Raw genomic sequence first — 18,272 nt, forward strand, 5'->3', positions numbered from 1 at the left:
GCCGGGTCACCCCCTCGGGAGCAGTGCGCGGACCTCGGCGACGAACGCCTCTCCCCGTTCGGCGTACGAGGAGAACTGGTCCATCGAGGCGCACGCCGGCGCCAGCAGGACGGTGGTGCCGGCACCCCGGGCGTCCGCCAGGCGGCGGGCCTCGGTCACGGCGCGGGTCATCACCGTCCCAGTGTCACCGGGATCCACGCGGACCACGGGGACCTGCGGCGCGTGTCGGGCGAGCGCGTCGGCGAGCGGTGCGGCGTCCACGCCGATCAGGACCACGGCGTGCAGCCGGTCGGCCCGCGACGCCACGAGGTCGTCGAACGTCGCGCCCTTCGCGAGCCCGCCCGCGAGCCACACGACGCTGCCCGGCGCGAACGCCGCCAGGGACGCGGCCGCCGCGTGGGCGTTCGTGGCCTTGGAGTCGTCGACCCAGCGCACCCCGTCGACCTCCGCGACCGTCGCGATCCGGTGCGCGCCGGGACGGTAGGACCGCAGCCCCACCCCGACCGCCTCGGGCGGCACACCGTGCGCGAGCGCCAGGGCGGCCGCGGCGAGCGCGTCCTGCACGACGTGGGGCGCGAGCCCGTCCGGCCCGGCCAGGTGGGCCAGGTCGTCGAGCGTCGCGAGCTCCTGGGCGTGGGTGTGCCGCAGCGCGGCGAAGCCCCGGTCGACGAGGACGTGGTCGACGAGGCCGACCTGGCCGACCGACGGCGCCCCGAGCGTGAAGCCGACCGCGATCGCGCCGTCGGCGACGTCGGCCTCCCGCACGAGGTGCTCGGTCGTCGGGTCGGCCGCGTTGTACACGCACGCGACCTCCACCCCCGAGTAGATGCGCCCCTTGTCGGCTGCGTAGGCGTCGAGCGAGCCGTGCCAGTCCAGGTGGTCGGCCGCGACGTTGAGCACCGCGGCCGCCTGGGCCGCCACCGAGGTCGTGTGGTGCAGTTGGAAGCTCGACAGCTCGACGGCGAGCACGTCGAGCGCGGGGTCGGTCGCGGCCCGGACGACGGGGGTGCCCACGTTGCCGACGGCGGCCGAGCGCCGGCCGGCCGCCCGCAGGATCGCGTCGAGCATCTCGACGGTGGTCGTCTTGCCGTTGGTGCCGGTGACGGCGAGCCACGGAGCCGGGCCGTCGCCGGTGTCCCGGCCGACGCGCAGCCGCCACGCGAGCTCGACCTCGCTCCACACCGGCACGCCGGCCGCGCGGGCGGCGGCGAGCAGCGGGTGGGCGGGCGGCCAGCCCGGCGAGACGACCACGACGTCGGCGGCGTCCAGCAGACCTGCGGCCAGGAACCCGTCGACCCGGTGGTCCGCATCCTCCGCGCGGTCGTCGACGGTCGTGACCCGGGTGCCCAGGCCGGCGAGCGCGTCCCGCGCGGCTCGCCCCGAGAGCCCGAGCCCCGCGACGACGACCCGGGCCCGCCCGAGGTCCTGCGCGGTCGCGGGTCCGGCGGCGGTGTCGTCCACGGTCAGCCCGTCACCCACTCCGCGTAGAAGATCCCGACGCCCAGGGACACGAACAGCCCGGCGATCAGCCAGAACCGGATGACGATCGTGACCTCGCCCCACCCCGACAGCTCGAAGTGGTGGTGCAGCGGCGCCATCTTGAACACGCGCTTGCCGGTCAGCTTGAAGAAGCCGATCTGGATCACGTCGGACATCACGATGATGACGAACAGGCCGCCGATGATCGCCGCGAGCACCTCGGTGCGGGTGACGATCGACAGGCCGGCCAGCGCGCCGCCGAGGGCCAGCGACCCGGTGTCGCCCATGAAGATCTTGGCCGGGCTGGCGTTCCACCACAGGAACCCGAAGCACGCGCCGGTGATCGCCGCGGCCACGACGGCCATGTCGAGCGGGTCGCGGGTGCCGTAGCACCGGGCGGGGTCGCCGTCCGGGAGGCCGCAGCGCTGGTTGAACTGCCAGACGCAGACGATGACGTAGGCACCGAACACGATGAGCGACGACCCGGTGGCGAGCCCGTCGAGCCCGTCGGTGAGGTTCACGGCGTTCGACCAGGCGGTGATGAGGAAGTTCGCCCAGATCACGAACAGGATCGCCCCGACGGTGGCGCCGGCGAACCCGAGGTCCAGCCCGGTGTCCCGGATGAACGAGATGTGCGTCGACGCGGGCGTGCGCAGGGTCGCGTCGGGGAACTGCAGCGCGAGCACGGCGAACGTGATGCCGACGAAGCCCTGCCCGACGATCTTCCAGCGCGCGGACAGACCGAGGCTGCGCTGCCGGGAGATCTTGATGAAGTCGTCGAGGAACCCGACCACGCCGAGCCCGGTCATGAGGAACAGCACCAGCACCGCGGAGGCGCTCGGCAGCGTCCCGGAGGCGAGCACGGCCGCGCCCCAGCCGAGCAGGGTGGCCGCGATGATGACGACGCCGCCCATCGTGGGGGTGCCGCGCTTGGTGTAGTGCGCCGTCGGGCCGTCCTGGCGGATGAACTGGCCGTACTGCCGGCCGACGAGGAAGCTGATGAACAGCGGGGTGGCGAGCAGCGCGACGACCATCGCGACGCCGCCGGCGACGAGGACGGAGATCACGGCTGCACCTCCGCGGGCACGCTCGTCAGCAGGTCGCCGAGACGCCACAGCCCGGCACCGTTCGAGGCCTTGAGCAGCACGACGTCGCCGGGCCGCAGCTCCGACCCGAGCAGCTCCGCGGCGGCGTCGACGTCGTCCACCACGACGACCTCGTCACCCCACGACCCCTCGCGGACGGCGCCGGCGGCGATGCCCCGCGCGCCCTCCCCGACCACGACGGTCAGCCCGACGTTGAGCCGCACCACCTGCAGGCCGATCGCCTCGTGCTGGGCGCGCGCGTCGGCGCCGAGCTCCATCATCTCGCCGAGCACGGCCACCGAGCGGCGCTCGCGCCCCGCCAGCACGGCGAGCGCCCGCAGCGCGGCGCGCATCGAGTCGGGGTTGGCGTTGTACGAGTCGTCGACGACCGTCACCCCGTCGGGGCGCTCGACGACGTGCATCCGGTGCGGGCTGATCGCGTCGGCGGCGGACAGCCCGGCGGCGACGTCCGCGAGGGGCAGGCCGACGGCGAGCCCGGCCGCCGCGGCGGCCAGCGCGTTGTGCACGTGGTGCTCCCCCACCAGCCGCAGCGTGACCTCGGCGCGCTCCCGGGACGCGTCGCCCTCGACGGGCGGGACCCGCCCGGCGTCGATCGTGAACGCCGCGCGGCCGGCGCGGTCCACGCGCAGGTCCACCGCACGCACGTCCGCGCCCGTGGTGGTGCCGAACGTCGCGACGGGCCCCGGGGCCAGCTCCGCCATGGCCAGCACGCGGTGGTCGTCCGCGTTGAGCACGGCGACGCCCCCCGGCGCGAGCCCGGTGACGAGCTCGGACTTCGCGCGCGCCACGGCCTCGATCCCGCCGAAGCCCTCCAGGTGGGCGTGCCCGACGACGAGCACGACGGCGACGTCCGGCGGCGCGATGTCCGTGAGGTAGTCGAGGTGGCCGATCCCCGACGCGCCCATCTCGAGCACGAGGAACCGGGTCTGCTCGTCCGCCCGCAGCACGGTCAGCGGCAGGCCGATCTCGTTGTTGAACGACTTCTCCGGCGCCACCGTGGGGCCGGCAGCGGTGCAGAGCTGCGCCAGCAGATCCTTGGTGGTGGTCTTGCCGACGGATCCCGTCACGCCGATGACGCGCAGCCCGCTGCCGCCCGGCTCGGCCGCTGCCTCGCGGAGCTGCTCGAGCACGACGCGCGCCAGCTCGCCGAGCGCGCGCTCGACGTCGTCGACCACGACCACGGGCAGCAGGACCGGGTCGCCGCCGTCGGGGCCGTCGGCGGTCAGCTCGCGGGCCGCCAGCACGAGGGTCGCCCCCGCCTGCACGGCAGCCGCGGCGTAGTCGTGCCCGTCGACGTGCTCCCCCGGCAGCGCGACGAACAGGGCGCCGGGTCCGGCGAGCCGGGAGTCCACCACGACCGGTCCGGTGACCACCGTGGACGGGTCGAGGTCCGCCGGGCGCAGCCGCCCGCCGGTCGCGGCCGCCACCTGCGCCGCCGTCATCGCGATCACGCGTGCTGCTCCTGCTGCTGCCGGGCCGTCCGCTCCGCGTCCGCCGCGCGCAGCACGTCGCGGTCGTTGTAGCGGTGGAAGACGCCGGCGATCTCCTGGGTCGGCTCGTGACCCTTGCCGGTGATGATGATGGTGTCCAGCTCCGTCGCGAGGTCGAGGGCGTCGTGGATGGCCTGCGTGCGGCTCGAGGCCTCGTGCACGTCCGCCAGGCCGGGGCGCTCGTCGCGCACCCCGTCGAGGATCGCGGCCCGGATGGACGCGGGGTCCTCCGAGCGGGGGTTCTCGTCGGTGACGACGAGGACGTCGGCGAGGCGCGCGGCGATCCGGCCCATGATCGGCCGCTTCCCGCGGTCGCGGTCGCCGTCGGAGCCGAACACGATGACGAGCCGGCCGGGCGTGATCGGGCGGACGGCCTCCAGCGCCAGGACCAGGGCGTCGGGCGTGTGGGCGTAGTCCACGAGGCAGAGCGGTCGCTCGTCGGGAGCCGGGCGGCGCTCGACGACGCGCTCCATCCGCCCGGGGATCCCGCTGGCGTGCGCGACCGCGTCGATCGCGTCCGCGAGCGGGATGCCGGCCCGGTGGGCGACGACGACCGCCAACGCCGCGTTCGAGACGTTCACCAGGCCCGGCAGCGGGCTCGCCGCGCGGTGCGTGGCGCCGTCCGGGCCCCGCAGCAGGAACGAGGAGCCGACCCCGTCCAGGCCGATGTCCGCCTCGGTGACCGCCCAGTCCGCCGTCGCCGACTCGGGCGAGCCGACGTGCGTGGCGACCGTGTCGACGGGGATCTCCGCCTCCGCCGCGAGCCGGCGGCCCCACTCGTCGTCGACGACCACGACCCCGCGCCGGGCGTGACCGGGGCGGAACAGCTGGGCCTTGGCCTGGAAGTACCCCTCCATGTCGCCGTGGAAGTCGAGGTGGTCGCGCTGCAGGTTGGTGAAGCCGGCGACGTCGAGCTCGAGCCCGTTCACGCGCCCGAGCGCCAGCGCGTGCGAGGACACTTCCATGGCCGCCGCGGTCGCGCCCCGCTCCAGGCCGAGCGCGAGGATCGACTGCACGACGGGTGCCTCGACCGTGGTCCGGGGGCTCTCGATCGCCTCGTCGCCGATGCGCAGCTCGACCGTCCCCATCACGACGGTGCGCTCGTGCGCGCGCCGCAGCGCGGCCTCGACGAAGTACGTCGTGGTGGTCTTCCCGTTCGTCCCGGTGACGCCGACCGTCGTGAGCCGACGTCCGGGGTGGTCGTGCAGCTCGGCCGCGAGGATCCCGGCGAGCGCGCGCGGGTCGTCGCTGAGCAGCACCGGCACGTCGCGCAGCGCCGGCTCGTCCTGCAGCAGCTCCGCGCCGGCGGCGTCGGTGACGACGGCGACCGCTCCGGCGGCGACGGCCTGCGGCGCGTGGACGGCGCCGTGGGTCCGCGCCCCGGGCACGCCGACGAACACGTCGCCCGGGAGCACGTCGCCGCTCGCCACGGTGACGCCCGAGGCCAGGAGGTCGACGGGCACCTCGGAGCCGGCGGCGACGACCCCGGACGCGGCGGCGAGGTCGGCGACCCGGCGACGGTGGGGGTGCTCCGGGCGCAGCCGGCCCTGCGGGGACGTCATGGGCACGAGGCTACCGCGAGGGGCGGTCGCACCCGCGACCGGGAGCCCGCCCGTGACGGTGGTCACGCCCCGCTCACCAGGTCGTCGGGAACAGCTCGGGCTGTGTCCCGCTGGGGGCCACACCGAGCTCCGTGAGGGCGTAGCCGGCGACCTCGGAGAACACCGGGGCGGCGACGGTGCCGCCCCACTCCGACGTGCGCGGGTTGTGCAGGACGACGCTGACGGCGATCGCCGGGTCGTCCGCCGGGGCCACGCCGATGAACGAGGCGGTGATGCCCTGGGTCCCGTCGGCCGCCCATGCCTGGGCGGTGCCGGTCTTGCCGGCCACGCGGTAGCCCGGGATGGCGGCCGCCGAGCCGGTGCCCTCGTCGACCGCGCTCTCCATCATGGTGAGGACGGTCTGCGCGGTCTCCGGGGACACCACCTGGGTCGTCTCCGCCGGCTGGGCCGGGGTGTACGTGCCGTCCGGCTCCGTCCAGCCCTTGACGAGGTGCGGGGTGACACGGACACCGCCGTTGGCGATGGTCGCGAACACGTCAGTCGCCTGCAGAGCCGTCACGGACAGACCCTGTCCGAACAGGACCGCGTACTTGGTGCGGCCGTCCCAGTCGTCCGCGTCCCACAGCCGGCCCGACTGCTCCGCGGGGAGCTCGATGCCGGTCTTCTGACCGAAGCCGAACTTGGCGAGGTAGTCGTGCCGCACCTGCTCCGGGATGTTCTGCCCGATCATCACCGTGCCGGTGTTCGACGACTCGGCGAGGATGCCCGTGGTCGTCAGGCGCAGCCCCGCGTGCTCGTGCGAGTCCTTGAACGTCTGGTTGTTCGGCGTCGTGTACTGGTACGGCACCTCGAACTGGCTGTACGGGTCGACGAGGCCGGTCTCGACGGCCGCGGCCATCGTGATGATCTTCGCGGTCGACCCCGGCTCGAAGACGTCGGACACCGCGCTGGACCCACCCCACAACGCGGAGTCCGCGCCGGGGTCGTTCGGGTCGACCGTGCGTGACTCGGCCATCGCGAGCACCTCGCCGGTCGTGACCGAGGTCATCACGATCGTGCCGGAGTCCGAGCCGGTCGCGGCGACCTGCTGCTCGATGGCCTGCTGCGCCTTCCACTGGATGTCGGAGTTGATCGTCAGCTGCACGCTGCGGCCGTCGACGGCGGGCGTCGACTCCTGGTAGCCGCCGGGGATCTGCTGGCCGCCGCGCCCCCGCTCGTACGTCGTGCTGCCCGGGGTGCCGGCGAGCTCGTCGTCGAGCACCGCCTCGACCCCCGTGGCGCCGCTCCCCTCGGCGTCGACCCAGCCCAGCAGGTTGCCCGCGAGGTTGCCGTTCGGGTAGACGCGGTCCGCCACCTGGCTGGCCGTGATGCCGTTGATGCGCAGCTCCGCGACCGCCTGCCAGACCTCCGGCAGCACGTTCTTGGCCACGTAGACGAAGCCCCGGTCGCCGTCGAGCGTCGCGCCGAGCTCCGCAGCGTTCGCGTCGAGCACGGGCGCGAGGAGCTGCGCCGCCCCGGCCGCACCGGTGTAGGTGGTGCCGTCGACCTTCGCCGACCAGGTGCGGATCAGCTGCTGGTTGGCCTCGATGTCGTACCGGTCGACGGACGTCGCGAGCACCTCGCCCTCGGCGTCCGTGATCTGCCCGCGCGCGGCGACGAGCTGCGCGGTGGTCAGGCGGCTCTGCAGCGCCTCCGCCGCCACGGCCTGGCCCTGCACGCCCTGGAGCCACACGAGCCGGCCGGAGAACACGGTGAGCAGCAGCGCGACCGCGACGACCAGCACGGTCCGGCGGCGGTTGAGCAGCGTGATGCTGGGCCCCCCGGCGACGGCGGCCCGACGCGGGCCGCGCTGCGTCGGGACGCGGGGCGCCGAGGTGCCCGGCACGCGACGCACGGCACCGGCGGGCCGCGCGGGCCGCACCGGGGCGGACGTCCGGCGCGGCGGCGTGCTCACTGGCCGGCTCCCGTCGCCCCCTGGACGGTGCCGTCCGCGAGCCGCAGCCAGGCGGTCGACCCCGCGGGCTGCATGCCGAGCGCAGTCGCCTGCTCCGCCAGGTGCGCGGGCGCCTTGTTCGCGTCCAGCTCGGCCGACAGCGACTGCTCCGTGCGCGCCAGCTCGGCGAGCCGCAGGTCCATCGTGCGGGTCGCGTACGCGCCGGCGGCGAGCTGGGTGTTCAGCAGCAGGGCGGCCAGCAGCGCCGCGGCCAGGATCGCCATGCACGTGACGACGAACGGCACGTGCGTGCGCGCCTGCGCCGGCGGCCGCACGAGGCGCAGGCGGGGGCGCGCGGGGGCGGCGGAGGGCGCGGCGGACGGACGGGGGTGGACGCGCGGGGCGCGCGCTGCGGCCTGCTCGGCGCTCATGCGGTTCTCCTCGGTCCGGTGGTGCGGGTGGTGTCGGTGCGGCGGCCGGTCTCCGTGCGGCGCGCGGCGCGTCCCCGGGCGCCGTGGGGCGGTGCGCCGGCACCGGGACGCAGGTGGTCGGGCGTCGGGCGCAACCGCTCGGCGGCGCGCAGCCGGACCGACTGGGACCGCGGGTTGCGGGCGATCTCCGCGGCGTCGGCCTCCTCGGCACCGCGCGTCAGCAGCCGCAGGTACGGCGCGTGCGTCTCGGGGACCACGGGCAGCCCGGGCGGGGCGCTGATCTCGGCACCCGCCGCGAACGCCCGCTTCACCAGGCGGTCCTCGAGCGACTGGTAGGACTCGACGACGATGCGCCCGCCGACGACGAGCGCCTCGACCGCCGCAGGGACCGCGCGACCGAGGACGACGAGCTCGTCGTTCACCTCGATGCGCAGCGCCTGGAAGGTCCGCTTGGCGGGGTTGCCGCCCGTCTGGCGCGCGGCCGCGGGGATGCCGGCGCGCACCAGGTCGACGAGCTGGCCGGACCGCTCGACCGGCGCGGTCGCGCGTGCCTGCACGATCCGCCGCGCGATGCGCCCGGCGAACCGCTCCTCGCCGTACTCCCGCAGCACCCGGGCCAGCTCGGCCTCGTCGTAGGTGTTGAGCACGTCCGCCGCGGTGCGGCCACGGGTGGGGTCCATCCGCATGTCCAGCGGGGCGTCCTGGGCGTAGGAGAACCCGCGTTCCGCCTCGTCGAGCTGCAGCGACGACACGCCGAGGTCCATGAGCACGCCCTGGACGCCGGGGAGCCCGAGCCGCTCGAGCACCTCGGGGATCTCGTCGTACACGGCGTGCACCGGGGTGAACCGGTCGCCGAACGGCGCGAGCCGCGCCGAGGCGAGCCGCAGCGCCTCCGGGTCGCGGTCCACACCGACCACCCGGACGTGCGGCAGCGCCGCGAGCACGCCCTCGGTGTGCCCTCCCATGCCGAGCGTTGCGTCCACCAGCACCGAGCCGGGCTCCGCCAGCGCGGGGGCCAGCAGGTCGAGGCAGCGCTGCAGGAGCACCGGCGTGTGCCGGGACGCGGCGTCGCGCTCGTTCATGCGTGCCTCCTCTCGCGCGGCGTGGTGCGGGGTCGTGCCCGGACGGGCCGGGGCGGGTGGTGCGGGGTCGTGCCGGGTGGTGCCGGGTGGTGCTGGTGCGGGGCACGGAAGTGGTCGGGCGGCCCCTCCGCCGTCCGACCAGATCCCCCACCGGCCCTCTGACGCCGGGGAAGTGCGTCAGAGCTGCCGGGGGGAGGTCTCACCGGGCGGTGGTCGTGCGTCAGAAGGCTCCGGGGAACACCTCCTCGGCGGTCTCCGCGTAGCCGGCCTCCTGCGCGGCCAGGTAGGTCTCCCACGCCTGCAGGTCCCAGATCTCGACGCGCGTGCCGGCGCCGATCACGGCCACGTCGCGGTCGAGGCCGGCGTACGCGCGCAGCATCGGGGGGATCGACACGCGTCCCTGCTTGTCGGGGACCTCGTCGGAGGCTCCGGACAGGAACACGCGCAGGTAGTCGCGGGCCTGCTTGCTGGTGACGGGCGCCTGGCGGAGCTTGTCGTGCATCCGGGCGAACTCGTCGAGCGGCAGCAGGAACAGGCAGCGGTCCTGGCCGCGCGTCATGACCAGGCCCTGCGCGAGCTGGGGGCGGAACTTGGCCGGGAGGATCAGCCGCCCCTTGTCGTCGAGCTTCGGGGTGTGGGTCCCGAGGAACGGCACGGAGGCACCGAGGCCGGCCAGCGCCTGCTCGAACCCCACGTCGCCCACCTCCCCCGGACCGCGCTCGGGGCACCCGCTGGCACCCCGTGGCTCCACGGTACTCCACTTCACTCCACCTGTACCTGGGAGATCGGTGCCGGACGGGTGAACCTGAGGCGTCCGCGCAGGTCAGAACCGGTGGAGCGTGGTGGAGGACGAGACGCCCTCCGCGTGGCGACCTCGCGGCAGCCGGCGCGCGCCCCACACCGCCCCTGCCCTCACCGCAGCGCGTCGTCGCAGGTCAGCGCCTCGCAACGCACTCCTGCCCGCCGAGCCCCGACGCGCCCCGCCGGCCCCCGTGCTCGCGGGGGGAGGGAAGTGGAGCATCGCGGGCGCGCCGCCCGGAGGCACCGGGAGACTCCCCCGCCCGGAGCGGGAGCGAGCCGAGCCCGGCCGCACCGCGGCCGCCGACCTCCCGCCCACCAGCGCGGGCGCTTAGGCTTCCCCCAGTCGACCGAGGGGGTCCCATGCCGCTGGCCGTGCCCGGCGCGTCCGCGATGGACGAGCTCATCACCGTGACGGACCGGATGCGCGCCGGCATCGACCGCGTCGTCAGCGGCCGGCCGGAGCTGGTCCGCACCGCCGTCGCCGTGCTGCTCGCCGAGGGCCACCTCCTGCTCGAGGACGTGCCCGGCGTCGGCAAGACCACCCTGGCGAAGGCGCTCGCCCGCACGATCGACTGCACCGTCGGCCGGGTCCAGTTCACCCCGGACCTGCTGCCCAGCGACCTCACCGGCGTCACCATCTACCGCGCGCAGACGGGCGAGTTCGAGTTCCGGCCCGGCCCCGTGTTCTCCCACGTGGTGATCGGCGACGAGATCAACCGCGCCTCCCCCAAGACGCAGTCCGCCCTGCTGGAGTCCATGCAGGAGGCCCAGGTCACGGTGGACGGGCGGACCTACCCGCTGCCGCGGCCGTTCCTCGTCGTCGCGACCCAGAACCCCGTCGAGATGGAGGGCACCTACCCGCTGCCCGAGGCGCAGCGGGACCGGTTCATGGCGCGGCTCGCGGTCGGCTACCCGACCGCGGAGGCCGAGATGGCGATGCTGGACCTGCAGGAGACGTCCGACCCGCTCGACGGGCTCTCGGCCGTGACGGACGCGGCGCAGGTGACGCGCCTGATCGCGACCACCCGCCACCTGTACGCCTCGGCCGCGGTGAAGCAGTACGTCGTCGACCTCGTCAGCGGGACGCGTGACGACCCCGCGCTCCGTCTCGGTGCCTCCCCGCGCGCCGCGATCCAGCTGCTGCGCGCCGCGAAGGGGCTCGCGGCGGTCGCCGGGCGCGACCACGTGCTGCCCGACGACGTGCAGGACCTGGCTGTCGCCGTCCTCGCGCACCGCGTCATCCTCAGCGCCGAGTCGCGGCTGGCCGGCCGCACCGGCCAGGACGTGATCGGCGACCTGGTCGCGCGCACCGCCGTGCCCGCACCGGCGCGCGGGGTCGCCCGCGACCGCACCGCCGCGGGCTGATGCGCGTGCGCCCGACCCGCCGGGGGGCGGGCCTCGTGGTCGCCGGTCTCGTCGTGTCCGCGGCAGGCACCGGGCTCGGGTCGACGGACCTGCTCACGCTCGGCACCCTCCCGGTCCTGCTGGTCCTGCTGGGTCTGGCGGCCGTCGGCGTCGTCGACCCGGGACGCGGGAACGCGCTGCGGACGCGGCGGACGGTGCGGCCCGACCCCGTGCACGCCGGGCGCACCGCCGACGTCCAGGTCGAGGTCGCGCTCGCCCGCGGCGCGGCCCGCGCCCGGCTCACCGACCTGCGGCTGCGCGAGCAGGCCGCCGTCGAGCTGTCCGGCGGGCGACCGCTGCGCGCGACGGTGTCCCGGGAGCCCCGGGCGGTGCGGCTGCGCTACCCCGTCCAGGCCACCCGCCGCGGGCGGTGGGCGCTCGGACCGCTCGTCGTCACCCGCACGGACCCGTTCGGGGTCGCGCAGGTGCGGGCCACGCTCGGCACGCGCGAGACCGTCACCGTGTGGCCCGCCGTGGTCGAGCTGCCCGTCCCGCGCGAGCTGCTGGTCGCCGAGCCGGAGCGGTCCGTCGTCGGCGCGCGCTCCCCCGCGTCCGACGACGCCGCACTGCGCGACTACCGCGTCGGCGACGACCTGCGCCGTGTGCACTGGCCGAGCAGCGCCCGGCGCGGCGAGCTGGTCGTGCGTTCCGACGAGCGCGCGGGGATGCGCCCCGTCACCGTGCTGCTCGACCAGCCGGGCGCCGGCGACGCGCTCGAGTGGAGCATCTCCCTGGCCGCGTCCGTCGCCCTCGCGGTCCGTGCGGCCGGCCACCCCACGCACCTGCTCACCGGGACCCCGGCCGGCGGGCGCAGGCTGACCGACGCCGGCGCGCCGGCCGCGCAGCAGCTCCTCGACGCCACTGTCGACCTCGCCGGGCACCCGGACCCGGCGGCGGCGGAACGCGCCCTGCTCGCCGAGATCGGCGCGATGGACGAGGCCGACGGCGGCTCCGGGCTGGTCGTGGCTGTCCTCGGGCCGCAGGGCGCCGCCGGACGCGCGGCACTCGCCGAGGTGAGCCGCACCCGGCCCTCGTGGGCGGTCGTCCGGGGCGAGGACAGCGACGAGCCCGCCACCGCCACCGCACGCGCGCTGCGCCGGGCGGGCTGGCGCGTCGTCCAGGCCGCGCCGGGCTCCGACACCGCGGCCGCCTGGTGGCGGCTCACCGGGGCGACGACATGACGGCTGCACCGACCTCCCGGACCGGGCGCCCGCGGAGGCGGTCGTGAGCGGCAGCGCGCTCCGGAGGGGCTGGCGCTCACCCGTCGCGACGGCCGTGGTGGCCGCGGCGACGGGCGCGGCGCTCGGCGCGCTGTCCGGCCTGCTCGCCGGGAGCACCTGGGCGCTGCACGCCGTGCTCGCCGTCGCCGGCACAGCGCTCGTGGTGCTCGGTGTGCGCGCAGTCAGCCGGTCGTCGTGGCTGCCGTCGACGGTGGCGCTGCTCGTCTCCTCGTACGCGCTGCTCGCCTGTTACGCGACACCGCCCGGCAGCAGCCCCCTGCTGGTCGGGCCCGCCACCCTCGAACGAGCGGGGCAGCTCGGCGGGCAGGCCGCCCAGCTCATCGAGGTGTCCGTGGTGCCGATGCCCGTGCCGCCGCCCGTCGAGCTGCTGATCGTCGGCGCCGCCGTCCTGGTGTTCCTCGCCGCGGACCTGCTGGCCGTCGGCTGCGGCATGCCCGCGCTCACCGGGCTCGCCCTCGTCGCGGTCTGGACGCCCGCCGTCGTGCTGGGTTTCCCCGGCAGCACGGCTGCGCTCGCCGCGACCGGGTTCCTCTACCTGGTCCTGCTCGCTCTCGCCCAGCCGCCGGTCAGCCGCGACCGTGGCGGCCGACGCGCCGCCACGGTGCTCGCGGGCGCCGCGGGCCTGGTCGTCGTCACGCTCGCGGCGGGCCCCGTCGTGGCGGCCGTCCCCGCGTGGTCGTGGCTCGACCTGCCCGACGTCGGCACCGGAGCCGTCGGGCCGGTGCGCCTCGCGGACGACCTCGACCTGCGCGACAGCCTGCGCGAGCAGTCCTCGCAGGTCGTCCTGCGGTACACCGTCGAGGCGGTCGACCCCGAGGCCGACGGCCGCCCCGCCGCCACCGCCGGGCTCGTCGGGCCGCTGCGCTCGTTCACGTTGCGGGACTTCGACGGCCGGTCCTGGCAGCGCGACCCGGGCGCGGACCTCACCGACTGGGACCGCGAGGGGCTGCTGTCGTCCACGCCGGGGCTCGTGGGCGCCGCACCGGATCCGGCGCGCGGCACGCTCGTCTCCGTCGGCGTCCAGGTGGGGGCGCTGCGGGAGCAGCGGCTGCCGGTGAGCACGTTCCCCCGCACGGTCGCCATCGACGGCCGCTGGTCCTACGACGCCGCCCGGGACGAGGTCGTCGGGCAGGACCGCACGCAGGCGGGCACCCGCTACGACATGGTCGTCGAGGTGCCGGCTCTGGACGCGGACCTGCTGCGCGCCGCCGCGGGCGACCTCCCGGACGGGGCCGATGCCTACCTCGCCGTACCGGAGACCGAGCACGAGCAGGACCTGCGGGACCTCGCCGCGGAGATCACGGCGGGCGCGGGCACGGCCTACGACCGCGCCCTCGCGCTGCAGTCGTACTTCCGCGACGGCACGCAGTTCCGGTACGACACCTCGGTCGAGGCCGGCACCAGCGACGACGCCGTGTGGGACTTCCTGCAGAGCCGGCGGGGGTACTGCGTCCAGTTCGCCACCGCGATGACCGTGCTCGCCCGCACGCTCGACATCCCGGCCCGTCTCGGGGTCGGGTTCCTCCCCGGCGACCTGGGGTCGGACCGCGCGTACCGGGTCACGGGCGCGGACGCCCACGCGTGGCCGGAGCTCTACTTCCCCGGAACCGGTTGGGTGCGGTTCGAGCCCACACCCGCCGTCCAGACCGGCCCTCCCCCCGCGTGGAGCAACCCCTTCAGCGCCAGCACGCCGACCGCCGCCCCGACCACCGGCACCGCGCAGCCGAGCGCCGCCCCCACCCCGACGGCGACGTCCACCACCTCGAGCAGCGGCGGCGGCCTGCCGGGCGTGACGACCGCCGACGGCACCCCCGCGCCGCTCATCACGCTCGGCGTGCTGGTGCTGGTCGCGGCCGGCGTGCTCGGCGGCATCGCGCTGCGGCGACGGCAGCAGCAAGGCGCCCGCCTGACCCCCGAGGCGGCCTGGCGGCGGCTGCGGGAGCGGCTGCGGCGCGCCGGTGTCGGGTGGTCCGACGCGCACACCCCCCGGCAGGCGGCCGCGGCCGTCCGTGACCAGGTCCGCGACCGCCGGGGCCGCCCGCTGTCCGCCGAGGCGGAGCAGGCGCTCACCGCGCTCGCAGCCTCGGTCGAGCGGGAGCGCTACGCGCCGGACCCCGGCCCGCCGGCACCCGCCGAGCTGCAGGCGTGGATCGCGGTGGTGCTGACGGACGTCAGCACGGGGAGTCGGCCCGAGGCACCGGGCACCCCGCTGCCCGCCCGCGGATGATCGCTCGATCGACGGCGACGTCGGCAGGCGGAGACGTCGTCATCAGGCTGACGCGCCCGCTGGCCGTACCGGGCGCGAGAGCGACCGCCGGGGCCGCGCCACGGCGCAGCGTCGACCGCGAGAACGTCAGCGGCCCTGGTCCCGCCGACGGTCCCAGCGGTCCTCCATGCGATTCATGAAGCCCTTCTTGCGCGGCGCGGGGCGCGCCGTCGTGCTGCCGTCGGGCCGGACGACGCCGGTCGGGCCGGAGGCGCTGCCGCCGCGCAGTCGGGTGAACGCGATCGCCACGGACGCGAACATCACGACGAAGCCGAGCACCCCGAGCCACACCTCGGACGCAGCCGCGCCACCCACCAGCAGCAGGAGTCCGGCGACGGCACCGATGCCGCCCAGGACGTACCGCAGGACCGGCTTCCGACCACGCGAGGTGAGCGTGTTCGCGAGCCGGGGATCGTCAGACGTGAGCTGACGCTCCATCTGCTCCAGTACACGTTGCTCGTACTCGGAGAGAGGCATTCCAACCCCCCGCGCTCCGCCGTCGGGACTTCTTCACGTCAGGATAGATGCCGTTCGCGGAAGTCGGTAGTCGGAGCGGCCCGCCTCACCCGTGACGCGGGCGACACCTCGGGCGCGAGCCCGTGCGGCGACGCGCCCGCGGGCCCCTCGGTGCGCGTCGAACGACCCACGGCGGGGGTTCCGGCGCCGATCGCGGACCGCCCGAAGCGCTCCCGCACCAGGTCCATCGCGCGCTCCGCCTCCCGCCGGGCGTCGCTGTGCTCCGCCACCGCCTCCTCGAGGGTGGGCTGCCGGACGACGTCCTCGGCGGCGACCAGACCCTCCGCCCGCACGCCGACGAGCCGGACCGGCAGTCCGCCCAGGTCGACCCCCGCGAGCAGGTCCCGTGCCGCCAGGTAGATCTCCCGCCCGACGTCCGTCGGCTGGGGCAGGGTGCGCGACCGCGTCAGCGTCCGGAAGTCCGCCGTGCGCACCTTGATCGCGACCGTCCGCGCCGCGAGGTGCTGCAGCCGCAGCCTGCCGGCACACCGGTCGGCGAGCTCGAGCGCCTTGCTCTCGACCACCCGCATGTCCGCGACGTCGGCGGCGAAGGTCTCCTCCGCGCCCACGCTCTTCTCCTCGCGCCCCGGACGGACCGGGCGCGGGTCCCTGCCCCACGCGAGGTCGTGCAGGTGCGCACCGGCCACCCGCCCGACGGCTCGCTGCACCGTCGCGACGTCGCTGTCCGCGAGCTCCGCGACGGTGCGGATCCCCCAGCGCTCCAGCGACGCCGCCGTCCGGTCGCCCACCCCCCACAGCGCACCGACGGGCAGCACCCGCAGGAACGCCACGGTCGCGTCCTTCGGCACCAGGAGCACGCCGTCCGGCTTGGCGTGCCCGGACGCGAGCTTCGCGACGAACTTGGTGGCCGCGACACCGACCGAGCAGGTGATGCCGTACTCGGCGCGCACCTGCTCGCGGATGAGGGCCGCGATGCGGGTGGGGCTGCCGAGCCGCCGCCGCGCGCCGCTGACGTCGAGGAACGCCTCGTCCACGCTGACCTGCTCGACGAGCGAGGTCACGTCCCGCAGGATCGCCATCACGCCCTCGGAGACCGTGCGGTACGCCTGGTGCTCCGGGGGGACGACGACGGCCTGCGGGCACAGCCGCAGCGCCGCCGACATGGGCATCGCCGAGTGGACGCCGAACGCACGCGCCTCGTACGTCGCGGCCAGCACCACCGACCGCTCGGAGCCGCCGACGATCACCGGACGCCCACGGAGGTGCGGACGCCGGGCGAGCTCCACCGACGCGAAGAACGCGTCCATGTCGACGTGCAGGATCGAGCAGCCGTCCTCCTCGGTGCCCCAGTCCCGCCGCGCGTCCTGGGACCGCGGGCCGCGGCTCATCCGGCCCGCGCCTCACCGACGGCAGCGGCGTCCTCGAGCTGGGCGCGCACGATGTCGAGGAAGTCCTCCGCGTGGCACAGGACCTGCTCCGCGCGCTCGGCACTCACCGCGTCGAACCGGCCGGCGTCCACCGCGGCTCGCAGCCCGGCACCGGCCGCGAAGTAGCCCGTCCACCGGCCGAGCTCCGGCGCGACGCCGTCGAGCAGCTCCCAGACCGTACGCGGCGCCCGACGGCCGGACAGCGGCTGACGCTCGGCGAGGACGGCAGCACCGGCACGCAGGGCGGCGAGGTGCGCGTGCGTGAACTGCTCCCAGGGCTCCGTCGAGAACTGCGCGGCCACGAGCTCGGCGTCCGCGCGCTGGAGGAGCTCGGCCGTGCGGCCCGAGAGCCCCGGCGCCGCACCCCGCGGGGCACGAAGGGTCCTGACCGGCATCGCGCACCTCCTTCTCTCGACACACCCAGTATCGAACACCTGTTCGAACGCGTCAACCCGTACCGTGTCCGGATGGCCTCCCGTGACCGCTCCGGCAGGTCCGGCGGCCCCGGACGACCCGCCCGGACGACCTCAGCCTCGCACCGACCACCGACACGGTCCCCGCGCCGGGGCGACCCCGGCGCCTGGCCCGTCGGGCCGGTACCCATCGCGACCGGCACCGCCGAGCTGGTGCGCTCCCCCGACGACCCGGACGCCGTCACCCTGCTCGTCAACGGCGTCCCGAGCTCCCACCTGGACCTGGCCGACCCGTCCCGGCTCGAGTTCGAGTACATGCAGCAGATGGCCGCGGTGCTGGAGCACCTCCCGGCGGTGACCGGGCCGGTGCGGGCCGTGCACCTCGGCGCCGCGGGCTGCGCCCTCGCACGGTGGGTGCACGCGCGCTTCCCGGGCGCCCGGCAGCTCGCCGTCGACCTCGACCCCGTGCTCGTCGCCCTCGTGCGCGACTGGTTCGACCTGCCGCGCTCCCCCGCGCTGCGGCTGCGGGCGGGCGACGCCCGCGCCGAGCTGGCCACCCTGCCGTCGACCGGCGCGGACGTGGTGGTGCGCGACGTGTTCGCCGGAGACCGGACCCCGGCGCACCTGACCACGCAGGAGGTGGTGCAGGAGGTGGTGCGCGTGCTGCGGCCGGGCGGCCTGTACCTCGTGAACTGCGCCGACCGGCCCCCGCTGACGCTCGCGCGCGCGGAGGCGGCCACCCTGGCGACGGGCTTCCGCCACGTCGCGGCGGTCGCCGAGCCGGCGGTCCTGCGGGGCCGCCGCTACGGGAACGTGGTGCTCGCCGCGACCGACGACCCGGACCTGCTCGCCGACGCCGGCCTCGCGCGGGAGCTGCGGTCGCTCCCCGTCCCGGCTCGCCTCCTGACGGGCGACGAGCTCCGGGCGTTCACCGGCCGGGCGGCCCCGCTGCGGGACGCCGCCCCGGAGGTCGAGCCCGAGCCGGGCGTGGACCTGTAGCGGGGACGCGCACGACGGCGAGCACAGGCGCCCGGCACGGCGCCCGCGCGCGCCCGCACCGGTCCGGGCCGGTGCCCGTCGAGCCCCGACGCACGACGAGGCCGCACCCCCCGAGGGAGTGCGGCCTCGTCGTCAGGTCGTCCGCGCGGGCCTCAGCCCGC

15 protein-coding genes are annotated in these 18,272 nt (G+C 76.0%); 4 read left to right on the forward strand and 11 right to left on the reverse strand.

Going from position 1 to position 18,272, the window contains the following annotated elements:
- Nucleotides 1-6: 6 nt before the first annotated feature.
- The 8 genes from murD to mraZ form a co-directional block, all read right to left on the reverse strand.
- Nucleotides 7-1,479, reverse strand: coding sequence for a UDP-N-acetylmuramoyl-L-alanine--D-glutamate ligase (gene murD, locus K5O09_RS11370; RefSeq protein ID WP_222169659.1), 1,473 nt, complete (start codon nt 1,477-1,479; stop codon nt 7-9).
- A complete protein-coding gene (gene mraY / locus K5O09_RS11375; protein ID WP_222169660.1) occupies nt 1,464-2,546 on the reverse strand; it encodes a phospho-N-acetylmuramoyl-pentapeptide-transferase in 1,083 nt (360 codons plus the stop codon). The genes murD and mraY overlap by 16 nt, the downstream gene beginning before the upstream one ends.
- Nucleotides 2,543-4,036: a UDP-N-acetylmuramoyl-tripeptide--D-alanyl-D-alanine ligase gene (gene murF / locus K5O09_RS11380; RefSeq protein WP_222169661.1), complete on the reverse strand. Its 1,494-nt coding sequence runs from the start codon at nt 4,034-4,036 to the stop codon at nt 2,543-2,545. The genes mraY and murF overlap by 4 nt, the downstream gene beginning before the upstream one ends.
- The gene (locus tag K5O09_RS11385) at nt 4,033-5,637 is read right to left on the reverse strand and encodes a UDP-N-acetylmuramoyl-L-alanyl-D-glutamate--2,6-diaminopimelate ligase (RefSeq protein WP_222169662.1); all 1,605 of its coding nucleotides are present in this window, start codon (nt 5,635-5,637) and stop codon (nt 4,033-4,035) included. Before K5O09_RS11385 ends, murF begins: the two co-directional genes overlap by 4 nt.
- A gap of 73 nt (nt 5,638-5,710) precedes the next feature.
- Nucleotides 5,711-7,522 (reverse strand): penicillin-binding protein 2, encoded by a 1,812-nt coding sequence (locus tag K5O09_RS11390; RefSeq protein WP_255595307.1) that lies wholly within the window; start codon nt 7,520-7,522, stop codon nt 5,711-5,713.
- 65 nt (nt 7,523-7,587) lie between these two features.
- Nucleotides 7,588-8,001 (reverse strand): hypothetical protein, encoded by a 414-nt coding sequence (locus tag K5O09_RS11395; RefSeq protein WP_222169663.1) that lies wholly within the window; start codon nt 7,999-8,001, stop codon nt 7,588-7,590.
- A complete protein-coding gene (gene rsmH / locus K5O09_RS11400; protein ID WP_222169664.1) occupies nt 7,998-9,083 on the reverse strand; it encodes a 16S rRNA (cytosine(1402)-N(4))-methyltransferase RsmH in 1,086 nt (361 codons plus the stop codon). Before rsmH ends, K5O09_RS11395 begins: the two co-directional genes overlap by 4 nt.
- A gap of 220 nt (nt 9,084-9,303) precedes the next feature.
- Nucleotides 9,304-9,738, reverse strand: a complete 435-nt coding sequence (gene mraZ, locus K5O09_RS11405) for a division/cell wall cluster transcriptional repressor MraZ (protein WP_222172742.1) — start codon at nt 9,736-9,738, stop codon at nt 9,304-9,306.
- A 506-nt stretch (nt 9,739-10,244) separates the two neighbouring features.
- Here mraZ and K5O09_RS11410 point away from each other — a divergent pair.
- From K5O09_RS11410 to K5O09_RS11420, 3 genes are read left to right on the forward strand one after another with little or no spacing between them, the layout of a single operon-like run.
- A complete protein-coding gene (locus tag K5O09_RS11410; RefSeq protein WP_222169665.1) occupies nt 10,245-11,249 on the forward strand; it encodes a MoxR family ATPase in 1,005 nt (334 codons plus the stop codon).
- Nucleotides 11,249-12,469 (forward strand): DUF58 domain-containing protein, encoded by a 1,221-nt coding sequence (locus tag K5O09_RS11415; protein ID WP_222169666.1) that lies wholly within the window; start codon nt 11,249-11,251, stop codon nt 12,467-12,469. Before K5O09_RS11410 ends, K5O09_RS11415 begins: the two co-directional genes overlap by 1 nt.
- 43 nt (nt 12,470-12,512) lie before the next feature.
- Nucleotides 12,513-14,756, forward strand: coding sequence for a DUF3488 and transglutaminase-like domain-containing protein (locus tag K5O09_RS11420; RefSeq protein ID WP_222169667.1), 2,244 nt, complete (start codon nt 12,513-12,515; stop codon nt 14,754-14,756).
- A gap of 126 nt (nt 14,757-14,882) precedes the next feature.
- On the opposite strand, the gene K5O09_RS11425 is transcribed toward K5O09_RS11420, so the two are convergent.
- From K5O09_RS11425 to K5O09_RS11435, 3 genes are read right to left on the reverse strand one after another with little or no spacing between them, the layout of a single operon-like run.
- Entirely contained in the window at nt 14,883-15,272 is a 390-nt protein-coding gene (locus tag K5O09_RS11425) for a DUF3040 domain-containing protein (RefSeq protein WP_222169668.1), read from the reverse strand.
- 38 nt (nt 15,273-15,310) lie between these two features.
- Nucleotides 15,311-16,660, reverse strand: a complete 1,350-nt coding sequence (locus K5O09_RS11430; RefSeq protein WP_222169669.1) for a DNA polymerase IV — start codon at nt 16,658-16,660, stop codon at nt 15,311-15,313.
- The gene (locus K5O09_RS11435) at nt 16,657-17,094 is read right to left on the reverse strand and encodes an SAV_6107 family HEPN domain-containing protein (protein WP_222169670.1); all 438 of its coding nucleotides are present in this window, start codon (nt 17,092-17,094) and stop codon (nt 16,657-16,659) included. The genes K5O09_RS11430 and K5O09_RS11435 overlap by 4 nt, the downstream gene beginning before the upstream one ends.
- Nucleotides 17,095-17,325: 231 nt before the next feature.
- Here K5O09_RS11435 and K5O09_RS11440 point away from each other — a divergent pair, with 231 nt between their 5' ends.
- Nucleotides 17,326-18,111 (forward strand): spermidine synthase, encoded by a 786-nt coding sequence (locus K5O09_RS11440; RefSeq protein ID WP_255595309.1) that lies wholly within the window; start codon nt 17,326-17,328, stop codon nt 18,109-18,111.
- Nucleotides 18,112-18,272 lie beyond the last annotated feature (161 nt).

This window comes from Cellulomonas sp. C5510 (assembly GCF_019797765.1).
Taxonomy (GTDB): domain Bacteria; phylum Actinomycetota; class Actinomycetes; order Actinomycetales; family Cellulomonadaceae; genus Cellulomonas.